Below are 11,971 nucleotides of genomic sequence, written 5' to 3'. Positions count from 1 at the left end.
TGTCGCTTCCGATCAATCGGCCGGCGAAGGCGCGGCGGCGGACGATGCGCCCGCCGTGGACACCGGCACCGGCTTCACTTTTTCGCCCGGGCGCGCGCGCTGCAGGCCGTCGACCACCAGGCGGTCGCCCTCGCGCAGGCCCCGGGTCACGACCCAGTGCTCGCCCTCGGTGCTGCGCACCTCGAGCGCGCGCAGCTCGACCTTGTTGTCGGCCGCCACCACCAGCGCGGTCGGCTCGCCCTTCTCGTTGCGGGCCACGCCGCGCTGCGGCGCCAGGATGGCCTGGCGCTCCACGCCGGACTCGACCTGCGCGCGCACGTACATGCCCGGCAGCAGCAGCCCTTGCGGGTTCGGGAATTCCGCGCGCAACGTGACCGAGCCGGTGGCCTCGTCGACGGCCACTTCGGAGAACTTCAGCGTGCCGGCATGCGGGTAAGGCAGGCCGTCTTCCATGCGCAGGCGGACCTGGGTGCTGGCCGGCGCCATGTCGCCCGAAATGAAGCGACGCTTGAGCTTCGTCAACGCCAGGCTCGACTGCACGACGTCGACGTAGATCGGGTCGAGCCGCTGGATCGTCGCCAGCGCCATCGCCTGGCCCGGCGCCACGAGCGCGCCTTCGGTCACGGCGGAGCGGCCGATGCGCCCCGCGATGGGCGCGGTGATGCGCGTGAAGTCGAGGTTGATGCGCGCCGCCTTCATGGCCGCCTGCGCGGCCTTCACGCCGGCTTGCGCCTGCACCAGCGCCGCCTGCGCCTCTTCGTGTTCCTGCCTGCTCACGGCGTTGGCCTTGACCAGCTCGCCGAAACGATCGGCCTTGCCGCGCAGGCTGGCAATGGTGGCCTGCGACGTGGCCAATGCGGCTTGCGCCTGCTCGTGCGCGGCCTCGAACGGGCCGGGCTCGATCTCGTACAGCACTTGGCCCGCGCGGACCATGCCGCCCTCTTCGAACAGCCGCTTGCGCACGATGCCGTTGACCTGGGGCCGCACCTCGGAGACGCGGTAGGCGGCCGTCCGGCCCGCGAGCTCGGTGTGCACGGCCACGTCGCTGGCGTGCAGCGCCACCACGCCGACTTCGGGCGGCGCGTCATCGGTGGTGGAAGCCTGCTTGGCGCCGCATGCAGCGAGCGCGAGCAGGGACATCGGAAGCAGGAGCTTGAAAAGCGGGGTCATGGCCATCGGAAATCGCAGTGCGGCGCGCGCAGGGATCACCCGGCTCGTTACATTTGCACTCAAATGGTGCATTCTGCCTTCGATGTTGCATTGCAACCTGAAGGAATCCTGTGTTTGCCGTAGGTGAAATCGGCGGCGGCCGCAGGCCTCGCTCGCGCCTCTGGCAAAAAAAAAGGCCGCGAAATGCGGCCTTCGTCGGAGTATCTGCAGAGGGGGGAATGTGTGGTGGTAGGCCGTGAGTGGCTTGAACACTCGACCAACGGATTATGAGTCCGCTGCTCTAACCAACTGAGCTAACGGCCCACGCGGGCCCGATTCTATGCGCCGCGCGCGGCCGCTTACTTGCGGTGGCTCAGCGCGTTGCTCACCAGCCGCGACGTGATGTCGACGATCTGGATCATGCGGTCGTACGGCATGCGGGTCGGGCCGATCACGCCCAGCGTGCCCACCACCTGGCCGTCGACCTCGTAGTTGGCACTGACGATGGACAACTCCTCGAACGGTACGACCTGGCTTTCGCCACCGATGAAGATGCGCACGCCCTCGGCCTTGCTCGACACGTCGAGCAGCCGCATCAGCTGCGCCTTCTCTTCAAAAAGATCGAAGGCGCGCCGCAGCTGCCCCATGTCGCTGGAAAAATCGGTCACCGACAGCAGGTTGCGCTCGCCGGAGATCACGACGTCGTCGGCCTGCGCATCGGTGAGCACTTCGGAGCTGACCTGCACCGCGGCCTGCATCAGCGCGGCGATTTCACCGCGCAGCTTCTCGACCTCGGACTGCAGGCGGTCGCGCACCTGCTCGATCGTCAGGCCCGCGAAGTGCGCGTTGATGTAGTTCGAGGCTTCCACCAGCTGCGACTGCGAGTAGTCGGATTCCGGGAAGATCACGCGGTTCTGCACGTCGCCGTCGGGCGAGACGATGATCACCAGCAGCCGCCGCTCGGACAACCGCAAGAATTCGATCTGCTTGAACACCGAGACGCGCCGCGGCGCCATCACGACGCCCACGAACTGCGACAGGTTCGACAGCAGGTGCGCGGCATTGGCAATCACCTTCTGCGGCTGGTCGGCCGCCAGGCTTGGCGTGCTCATCTGCTCGCGCTGCGCGGTCAGCATGGTGTCGACGAAGAGCCGGTAGCCGCGCGTGGTCGGCACGCGTCCGGCCGAGGTGTGGGGGCTGGCAATGAGCCCCAGCGCCTCGAGGTCGGACATCACGTTGCGGATGGTCGCGGGCGAGAGATCCAGCCCCGCCGAACGCGAGAGCGTGCGTGATCCGACGGGTTGCCCATCGGCGATGTAACGCTCGACCAGCGTCTTCAACAGCAACTTGGCACGGTCGTCCAGCATTGCAAGATTTTAGTGTTGTAATTTGTGAGCTATGACCTCACGCTTTCGTCACGTCGCCCTGATCGGCAAATACCAGGCTTCCGGCGCCCGGGCGCAAGCCGATGCGCGCGACGGCGTGATGGAGGGCATCGGCGCCTTCCTCGAATCGCAGGGTTGCACGGTGTTCGTGGAGCGTTCGTCCTGCGAGGACACCGACGCACCGCCCCACCCGCGCTACCAGGCGCTGTCGGTCGAGGAAATCGGCCAGCGCTGCGACCTCGGCCTCGTGGTCGGCGGTGACGGCACCATGCTCGGCATCGGCCGGCAGCTCGCGTGCTACGGCATCCCGCTGATCGGCATCAACCGCGGCCGGCTGGGCTTCATCACCGACATCCCGCTGGACAACTACCAGGCCACGCTGATCCCGATGCTGGCCGGCGAATACGAAGAAGACCACCGCAGCCTGATGCACGCGCAGGTGCTCCGCGACGAGGCCGTGGTGTTCGACGCGCTCGCGATGAACGACGTGGTAGTCAACCGCGGCGCCACCTCGGGCATGGTCGAGATGCGCGTGTCGGTGGGCCGCCATTTCGTGGCCAACCAGCGCGCCGACGGGCTGATCATCGCGTCGCCCACGGGCTCGACAGCCTACGCGCTGTCGGCCGGCGGTCCGCTGCTGCATCCGGCGGTGCCGGGCTGGGTGATGGTGCCGATCGCGCCGCACACGCTGTCCAACCGCCCCGTATTGCTGCCCGACGCCGACGAGATCGTGATCGAACTGGTGAGCGGGCGCGACGCCAGCGCCAATTTCGACATGCAGTCACTCGCCTCGCTCGCCATCGGCGACCGCGTGGTGGTGCGCCGCTCCGACTTCCGGGTGCGCTTCCTGCACCCGCGCGGCTGGAGCTACTTCGACACGCTGCGGAAAAAACTCCATTGGAACGAAGGGGGCTCCTGAATGAAGGACCACGCCCCCAGCTTGAGGACGAACTGAGATGGCTTTGCGACGCATCGCACTGCGCGACTTCGTGATCGTGCGGTCCCTTGAACTCGACCTGTCCGCCGGCTTCACGGTGCTGACCGGGGAAACCGGCGCCGGCAAGTCCATCCTGATCGACGCGCTGCAGCTGGCACTGGGCAACCGCGCCGACGCCGGTGCCGTGCGCGAAGGCGCCGAGCGGCTCGACGTGAGCGCCGAGTTCGACGCCGACCCGGCCCTGGCCGGCTGGCTCGACGAAGGCGGCTTCGAGGCGGGCGACGGCCTGCTGCTGCGCCGCACGGTCGACCTGCAGGGACGCAGCCGCGGCTGGATCAACGGCAGCCCCGCCACCGCCACGCAGTTGCGCGAACTCGGCGACCGCCTGCTCGACATCCACGGCCAGCACGCCTGGCAGAGCCTGACCCGCCCCGAGGCCGTGCGCGGCCTGCTCGACGCCTACGCCGGCGCGCGCACCGACGCGCTCGACGCCGCCTGGCAGAGTTGGCGCCAGGCGCTCTCGGCGCTCGACCACGCACGCTCGGCGCAAGACTCGCTGCAACGCGAGCGCGAGCGGCTGCAATGGCAGATTTCCGAAGTCGCCAAGCTCGCGCCGGGCGCCGACGAGTGGGACGAACTCTCGGCCCACCATTCGCGCATCTCGAACGCGCAGGCCCTCATCGACGCCGCCCAGGGCGCGAGCCAGGCGCTCGAAGACGACGACAACGGCGCCCTCGCCGCCCTCTCGCGTGCCGCGACGCTGCTGCAGAACTGCGAGCACATCGAGCCCGAGTTCCGCACGCTGGGCGAGGTGCTGGCCTCCTGCGTGGCGCAGGCCTCGGACGCGGCCCACTCGCTGCACGGCTACCTGCGCGACACCGACACCGATCCCAAGACCCTCGCCGAACTCGACGAGCGCATGGGCCTGTGGATGTCGCTCGCGCGCCGCTACAAGCGCACGCCGGCCGAGCTGCCCGCGCTGCTGGCCGGCTGGCAGGCCGAGCTGCAGGCGCTCGACGCGCAAAGCGACCTCGAAGGTCTGGAGCGCGCCGAGCAGAACACCCAGCAGGCCTACATGAAGGAAGCCAAGGCGCTCGGCAAGATCCGCAAGCAGGCGGCACCGCGCCTGGCCCAGGCCGTCACGCAGGCGATGCAGGGCCTGGGCATGCAAGGCGGGCGTTTCGACGTCGAACTGCAGCCGCTGGCACAGCCCGGCCGCGCCGGCCTCGAAGAAATCTCGTTCCTGGTGGCCGGCCACGCCGGCAGCACGCCGCGCGCCATCGGCAAGGTGGCCTCGGGCGGCGAACTCTCGCGCATCGCACTGGCCATCGCCGTGACGACCAGCGAACTGGGCGCCGCGCAGACGCTGATCTTCGACGAGGTCGATGCAGGCGTCGGCGGCGCCGTCGCCGAGACCGTGGGCCGCCTCATGAAGCAGCTCGGCCGCGACCGTCAGGTGCTCGCCGTGACCCATCTTCCCCAAGTGGCGGCCTGCGCCGACCACCACCTCGTGGTCGCCAAGCGCCAGACGACAGCGGCCGGCACGGACGGCCCGCGCACCGAAAGCGGCGTGTCGCGCCTCGCCGCCGACGACCGCGCGCGCGAAATCGCCCGCATGCTGGGCGGTGAAAAGGTGTCGGCCACCTCGCTGGCCCACGCGCGCGAAATGCTGGGCCACAAGACGCCGGCGACCGCCCCATGAACATGAATCTCGACCTCGTCCTCATCACCGGCATGTCGGGCTCCGGCAAGTCGGTGGCGCTGCACGCGCTGGAAGACGCCGGCTACTACTGCGTCGACAACCTGCCGCCTGAGCTGCTCACCGCCTTCATCGCGCTGCAGCACGAACAGCAGGCCACGCGCGTGGCGATCGCGATGGACGTGCGCAGCGGCGTGTCGCTGCCGATCGTGCCGCAGCAGCTCGAGGCGCTGCGCGCCGACGGCGTCTCGCTGCGCTCGCTGTTCCTCGACGCGACCACCGATGCGCTGCTGCGCCGCTATTCCGAAACCCGCCGGCGCCACCCGCTCTCGCGCCAGGAAAGCCGCACCGACGTGCCCGAGCAGCACCGCGTGCTGGTGCAGGCCATCGAACTCGAACGCGAATTGCTGGCCGACCTGCGCGACGGCGCCGACGTGATCGACACCAGCCTCATCCGCCCCGCGCAGCTGCAGAGCTACATCAAGGGGCTGATCTCGGCGCCGCAGAACGCGCTGACGCTGGTGTTCGAATCGTTCGCCTTCAAGCGCGGCGTGCCGCTCGATGCCGACTACGTGTTCGACGTGCGCATGCTGCCCAACCCGCACTACGTGCCGGCGCTGCGCGCGCTGACGGGCCGCGACGAGCCAGTAATCCAATGGCTGCGCGAGCACGACGAGGTGGCGCGCATGTTCGACGACATCGAACAGTTCCTGACGCACTGGCTCGATGCACTGGCGCGCGACCACCGCAGCTACGTGACGGTGGCCATCGGCTGCACGGGCGGGCAGCACCGGTCGGTGTTCCTGGTCGAGCAGTTGGCACGCGCCTTCGGCGCCCGCTGGGGCGCGCTCAAGCGCCACCGCGAACTCGACGCCTGACGACGACGAAGGCCGCTCAGGCCTCGGCGGTTTCCAGCAGTTTGCGCATCGGGGCAGGCAGGCCCAGCCGGCTCCACTCCTGTGCCTCGACCCAGCGCGCGCCCTCGCCTTGCGGCTGGACGCCCTGGAGCAGCACGGGGTGCAGGTGCAGGTCCTTGTGGGTCAGCACGTGCACGAAGGGTGGCAGGTCCTGCGTGTCATGCGCCGCGCCCGACGGCAGGGCCGCGAGCAGGTCATCGTGGCTGTCGAACACCGGCAGGCAATGCAGCCCCGCCCAGATGCCCTTGGCCGGCCGCTTCTCCAGCCACACGCGCCCGTGCGCGTCGCGCGCCAGCAGCACCCACAGCGACTGGGCGCTGCGCTTGAGCTTGCGCGTCTTCACCGGGTAGCGCTCGGGCGCGCCCTGGCGCAGGCCCACGCAGCTCGCGTTCACCGGGCAGATCATGCAGCTGGGCTTGCGCGGCAGGCAGACCGTGGCGCCCAGGTCCATCAGGCCCTGCGTGTAGTGCGCCACCGCCTCGCGCTGGCCGTCCGGCGGCAACAGCAGCGTGGCGAGGTCCCACAGCGCACGCTCCTGCGCCGCCGACGACATGTCGCCGTCGAAGCCGAGCACGCGCGTCAGCACGCGCTTCACGTTGCCGTCGAGGATCGCCACGCGCTCGCCGAAACAGAAGGCCGCAATGGCGGCCGCCGTCGAACGACCGATGCCGGGCAGGGTCACGAGTTCGGCGGCGGTGTGCGGAAAGGCGCCGCCGAAGCGCGCGACCACCTCCTGCGCGCAGCGGTGCATGTTGCGCGCGCGGCTGTAGTAGCCAAGGCCGCTCCACAGGCCGAACACCTCGTCCTCGGTGCCGGCGGCCAGCGCCGCCACGTCGGGGAAGCGTTCGAGAAAGCGCGCGAAGTAGCCCAGCACGGTCGTGACCTGGGTCTGCTGGAGCATCACCTCGGAGAGCCAGACACGGTAGGGGTCGCGCGTGTTCTGCCACGGCAGCTCGCTGCGCCCATGGCTGCGCTGCCAGCGCACGATCTGTGCTGCGAATTCGGGGGGCAGCGGCGGAAGTGGGGAGACGGCCGCCCGCGCGGCGGTTCGCTCAGGCCGCACGCAGTTGCTCGCCCGCGATGGCGGCGGCCGCGGCAGGCGGCTGGCTGCCGTGCTGCGCGATCAGCGAGGTGAACTCGTGCAGCCGCTCCTGCAGCGCAGCCAGGTGGCTCTCTTGCGCGGCGATCTCGGCCAACCGGTCGTCGAGGCTGCCCGCGGCATTCTGGATGCGTTCGATCGCCTCGATGCGCTTGCTGAAATTGCGGCGGCGTTCCTTGAGCTGCGCATCGATCTGCGCGCTCGCGCCCTTGCTCCAGCGCTCGACCTCGGTCATGGCGGCTTCGTTGACGAGCCGCAGCCGGCTGGCCAGCGCGCGCACCAGCTTGTCGCAGAAGTCGGCCTGCGCGAGCTTGATCAGGTTGCCTACGCCCAGGTAGTGGATGTGGCTGCGCTCGATCTGGCCCAGCTCCTGCTCGAAGCCGCTCAGGTCGGGTTCGGCCGGCGCCTGTAGCGTGAAGCCCTGCTCGGCGTTGAGCTGGCGGAAAGTGGCGTGCAGCATCGACTGGATCTCGGCCGTGGTCGCCTGCACTTCGCGCAGGTTGTTGCGCAGCGCATCGAAGGTTTCGCCGTACACCTTGCGCACGTTGAACTTGACGCCGGGACGCTTGAGCGCCGCGGCCAGCTTGACCATGTCGGCCTTGAGCGCCGTGCGCCCGAGCACCGCGTACACCTCGCGCAGCAGCTTGCCCTGCACCGAGCGCAGCGCCAGGATGCGGGTGTTGCTGCCTTCGAATTCAGCGTGTTCCTGGTCGATGCGCGCGCGCATGTGGCGGATCACCGACACGTTCTTGCCGCGCAGGCCCTGCAGCTCGAGCGCCTGCTCCGACAGGTCGCGCTGGCGCACCTTCAGCAGGCGCTCGGCCTCGGTGCGCAGCGCGGTCATGCCGGCATCGACGGCGAGCCGCAGCATGGTTTCGCGCTTGCCGAGCACGCCTTCGCCGAGCAGCGCCTCGAGCGCCGGCAGCCGGCTGGCGTCGAGCAGGGCCGCGTCGTGACCGATCTTGGCCTGCAACCCCTTCTGCGCCGACACCGGCAGCACCTGCGCCAGCGGCACCTCGAGCAGCCGGGCCGCGCCTTCGCGCTGGCGCTCGATCTGCTGCGCGATCTGCGCCGGGGTGCTCAGCGTGTCCCACAGCGTGTCGATCTTGTTGAGCACCACGAAGCGCGTGTCGTGGCTGTCGTCGCCGGTGATCAGGTGCTCGCGCCAGATCGACAGGTCGGAGCGGGTCACGCCGGTTTCAGCGCCCAGGATGAAGACCACGGCATGCGCCTGCGGGATCAGGCTCACGGTGAGTTCGGGCTCGGCGCCGATCGCGTTCAGGCCGGGCGTGTCGAGAATCACGAGGCCCTGCTCAAGCAGCGGGTGTGGCATGTTGAGCACCGCATGGCGCCAGCGTGGAATCTCGACGCGGCCTTCGGCGTCCTGCACCGGGTTGTCATCGGGCGTCTCGGGGTTCCAGAAGCCGAGCGCGCGGGCTTCGTCCTTGCTCACCCAGCGGACTTCGGCCACCTTGCCCATGGCCCGGGCCAGCTGCTCGGCATCGCCCACCTCGATAGGCAATTCGGTCCAGCGCGTGGGCCGTTCGCGCCAGTGGGCAAGCGAATGCGGTTCCAGGCGGGTTTCGATAGGCAGCAGGCGCAGCTTGGGCGCCAGGGCGGCGTCGTAGCCCAGCTCGGTCGGGCACATCGTGGTGCGCCCGGCGCTGGCCGGCATGATCCGCCGCCCGTAGCCGGCAAAGAAGATCGCGTTGATCAGCTCCGACTTGCCGCGCGAGAACTCGGCCACGAAGGCCACCATGACCTTGCTGGTGCGGATCTGGTCTTCGAGGGCGCGCAACCGTTCGGCCACGGCCTGATCGAGCAGCTCGTTGTCGGTCAGCCAACGGGACAGCCACTGAAGGCGGCGGGCGAAGTTGCTCCGCCAGGCGCCGTGCTGATCGAGCTGTTGGTTGAAAGAGCGGCTCAAGGGGAAGATGTAAGTAAGAATTTACAAATATAACATCGCCACATGGCGAACGGGGTACCTGCAGGAGTTTGCCCCGAAGCAGCCGCCACGGGGCCCACCGTCCCTAGGATTTCTGGCAATGGGGACAGTAATAAGTAGAGCGCTGCCCCTGTTTCAGCTGCCGGATCGGCGTGCCGCACACTCGGCACGGCTCGCCCGCGCGGCCGTAGACGGTCGCTTCTAGCTGGAAGTAGCCGCTTTGCCCATCCACGTTCGAGAAGTCGCGCAGGGTGCTGCCGCCCTTCTCCACCGCCCGTGCCAGGATGTCGCGCACCGCCGCATGCAGCTTCGCGGCGCGCGGCCGGCTGATGCGCGCCGCCGACAGGGTCGGGCGGATACCGGCGATGAACAGCGCCTCCGACGCGTAGATGTTGCCCACGCCCACCACCACGTCGCCCGCGAGCAGCACCTGCTTGATGGCCGTGCGGCGTTTCTTCAGCCCGGCATGGAAGGCGTCGAGGTCGAAGGCATCGCCCAGCGGCTCCATGCCCAGCCCGCCGAGCAGCTTGAGGGCCCAGGGCGCCTCTTCATCGTCCACGTAGACCACCGCGCCGAAGCGGCGCGGGTCGTTCAGCCGCAGCGTGCCAAGCTCGGTGACGAGATCGAAGTGGTCGTGCACGCCGGGCTCCGGCAGGTGGATGTCGAAACGCAGGCTGCCCGACATGCCCAGGTGCAGCAGCAGCAACCCGCGGTCCAGGTCGATGAGCAGGTACTTGCCGCGACGGCGCACCTCACGCACGCGGCGCCCGACCAGCGCCTGCGGCACCACCATCAGCGCCCAGCGCAGCGGCTTGCCGATGCGCACGGACTCGATGCGCGCGCCGGCGATGCGGTCGGCAAAGCCGCGCCGGGTGACTTCGACTTCGGGTAGTTCAGGCATGAAAAGTAAAACTCCGGCAGCGACGAAGCCCCATGCGGCACTCGTTCAAATGGCTGGATTATTATGGTCAGATGAACCCATCGCCCCGCCGTCACCGCCTTGCGGCGGCCGCGTCTCTCGTGCTGCTTGCCTACACAACGCACGCACAGTCTCTTGAACCCACCGCCGCCGGCAACCCGCCTCCCGTCATCGAACGCACGGCACCGCCGAAGCCGCCGGTGCGCCCCCGGACGACCCCTGCCGCCGCCAAGCCGGCCGCCGAAGCCGCGCAGCCGTCGGCGCTGACGGCCGACCTGTTCTACGAAATCCTCATGGGCGAGATCACCGCCCGCTCCGGCGACCCCGGCTCCGGCTATTCGCTGGTGCTCGACGCCGCCCGGCGCCTGCGCGATGGCAAGCTGTTCCAGCGCGCGGTCGAAATTGCGCTGCAGTCGCGCTCCGGCGACGCCGCCATTTCCGCGGCACGCGCCTGGCAGGAAGCACTGCCCAATTCGCGCGATGCCCGGCGCATCGAGCTGCAGATCCTGATCGCACTGAACCGCATCAGCGAAACCGTCGAACCGCTGCGCGCCGAAGTGGCCGCCACCTCGCAGATCGAACGGCCCCTGCTGATGGCGGTGATCGCGCGCACCTACGGCCGCGCCGCCGACAAGAAGCTCGCCGCCTCGGTGGTCGAGCAGGCGCTGGTCGACGAGCTCAAGAGCCCGACCACCGGCGGACTGGCCTGGGCCACCGTGGGCCGGCTGCGCCTGAACGCCGGCGACCCCTCGGGGGCGCTGGACGCCGCGCGCAAGGGGCAAGCCATCGACCCGTCGTCCGAGGCGCCCTCGGCGCTGGCGCTGGAACTCATCGATCCGGGCCAGCCGCTGGCCGAACCGATCGTCACGCGCTACCTCGCGAACAACCCCAAGGCCTCGCCCGACCTGCGCATCGCCTATGCGCGCACGCTGGTCGAGAACCGCCGCTTCGGCGACGCCAGCACGCAGCTGCAGACCCTGACCGCCGCACGCCCCGAGCTGGCGGAGCCCTGGCTGCTGCTCGGCAGCCTGCAGATGCAGGCCCGCCAGGAAGCCGCGGCCGAAACCTCGCTCAAGCGCTACGTCGACCTGATGACGGCGCCGGGCCAGAGCCAGGACGCCGGTGACGTCGCGGACCGCAAGCGCGGGCTGACGCAGGCGTATCTCGTGCTGTCGCAACTGGCCGAGCGGCGCAAGGATTTCCAGGCGGCCGACCGCTGGGTCACGCGCATCGACAGCACTGACAACCAGAGCGCCATCCAGGGCCGCCGCGCCAGCCTGCTCGCCAAGCAGGGCAAGCTGCCCCAGGCCCGCGAGCTGCTGCGCGCGCTGCCCGAGCGCACGGCGGAGGAGCGCAAGCAGAAACTGCTGGCCGAAACCCAGCTGCTGCGCGAAGCCAAGCAATACCAGGCCGCCTACGACCTGCTGGCCCAGGCCTCGGCCGCCGCGCCGGACGACGGCGACCTCGTCTACGACCAGGCCATGATGGCCGAGAAGCTCAACCGCCTGGACGACATGGAACGGCTGCTGCGCCGCCTGATGACGCTCAAGCCCGAGAGCCAGAACGCATACAACGCGCTGGGCTACTCCTTTGCCGATCGCAAGATCCGGCTCGACGAGGCGCGCACGCTCATCCAGAAGGCGGTGCAGCTCGCGCCCGAAGACCCGTTCATCGCCGACAGCCTGGGCTGGGTCGAGTTCCGGCTCGGCAACACGGCGGAGGCGATCCGCATCCTCGAGGCAGCCTACAAGACGCGGCCCGACCCCGAGATCGGCGCGCATTTCGGCGAAGTCCTGTGGTCGGTCGGCCAGAAGGACCGCGCGGTCGCGATCTGGAAAGAATCGCTGCTGACGGACGCCGAAAACGAGACGCTGCAGGAAACCCTCAAGCGCCTGCGCGTCAAACCCTGAATGGCATCGAT

The 11,971-nt window shown here is 69.3% G+C and carries 9 protein-coding genes and 1 tRNA gene; 4 read left to right on the top strand and 6 right to left on the bottom strand.

The genetic code is table 11. The annotated features are described in order from the left end of the window. Positions 1-12 precede the first annotated feature (12 nt). From AC3WQR_RS16160 to hrcA, 3 genes are all read right to left on the bottom strand, one after another. Entirely contained in the window at positions 13-1,140 is a 1,128-nt protein-coding gene (locus AC3WQR_RS16160; protein ID WP_492742746.1) for an efflux RND transporter periplasmic adaptor subunit, read from the bottom strand. Positions 1,141-1,396: 256 nt separating this feature from the next. Then, positions 1,397-1,473 (bottom strand) — tRNA-Ile (locus AC3WQR_RS16155). Positions 1,474-1,508: 35 nt separating this feature from the next. Further along, positions 1,509-2,516 (bottom strand): heat-inducible transcriptional repressor HrcA, encoded by a 1,008-nt coding sequence (gene hrcA, locus AC3WQR_RS16150; RefSeq protein ID WP_062476292.1) that lies wholly within the window; start codon positions 2,514-2,516, stop codon positions 1,509-1,511. Positions 2,517-2,547: 31 nt separating this feature from the next. On the opposite strand from hrcA, the gene AC3WQR_RS16145 reads away from it, so the two are divergent. The 3 genes from AC3WQR_RS16145 to rapZ are packed head-to-tail and all read left to right on the top strand — an operon-like array spanning position 2,548 to position 6,048. Beyond that, positions 2,548-3,453 carry an NAD kinase gene (locus AC3WQR_RS16145; protein ID WP_062476290.1) on the top strand — a complete coding sequence of 302 codons (906 nt, stop codon included), beginning with the start codon at positions 2,548-2,550 and terminating at the stop codon, positions 3,451-3,453. A gap of 37 nt (positions 3,454-3,490) precedes the next feature. Further along, positions 3,491-5,173, top strand: coding sequence for a DNA repair protein RecN (recN, locus tag AC3WQR_RS16140; RefSeq protein ID WP_492742744.1), 1,683 nt, complete (start codon positions 3,491-3,493; stop codon positions 5,171-5,173). Positions 5,174-5,175: 2 nt separating this feature from the next. Next, positions 5,176-6,048, top strand: a complete 873-nt coding sequence (rapZ, locus tag AC3WQR_RS16135; protein WP_095949299.1) for an RNase adapter RapZ — start codon at positions 5,176-5,178, stop codon at positions 6,046-6,048. Between the two features lie 16 nt (positions 6,049-6,064). Here rapZ and mutY read toward each other — a convergent pair whose 3' ends face one another. From mutY to mutM, 3 genes are all read right to left on the bottom strand, one after another. Further along, positions 6,065-7,099 (bottom strand): A/G-specific adenine glycosylase, encoded by a 1,035-nt coding sequence (gene mutY, locus AC3WQR_RS16130; RefSeq protein ID WP_492742797.1) that lies wholly within the window; start codon positions 7,097-7,099, stop codon positions 6,065-6,067. A 40-nt stretch (positions 7,100-7,139) separates the two neighbouring features. Further along, positions 7,140-9,113: a dynamin family protein gene (locus AC3WQR_RS16125; protein WP_070061999.1), complete on the bottom strand. Its 1,974-nt coding sequence runs from the start codon at positions 9,111-9,113 to the stop codon at positions 7,140-7,142. Positions 9,114-9,216: 103 nt separating this feature from the next. Next, entirely contained in the window at positions 9,217-10,032 is an 816-nt protein-coding gene (mutM, locus tag AC3WQR_RS16120) for a bifunctional DNA-formamidopyrimidine glycosylase/DNA-(apurinic or apyrimidinic site) lyase (protein ID WP_070061998.1), read from the bottom strand. A 71-nt stretch (positions 10,033-10,103) separates the two neighbouring features. Here mutM and AC3WQR_RS16115 point away from each other — a divergent pair, with 71 nt between their 5' ends. After that, on the top strand, positions 10,104-11,960 hold the full coding sequence (locus AC3WQR_RS16115) for a tetratricopeptide repeat protein (RefSeq protein ID WP_492742742.1): 1,857 nt from the start codon (positions 10,104-10,106) through the stop codon (positions 11,958-11,960). Positions 11,961-11,971: the final 11 nt, after the last annotated feature.

The sequence above is a fragment of the Variovorax sp. FW305-3-2-15-B-LB1 genome (assembly GCF_058787635.1).
This window is presented reverse-complemented; position numbering and strand designations above follow the sequence as displayed.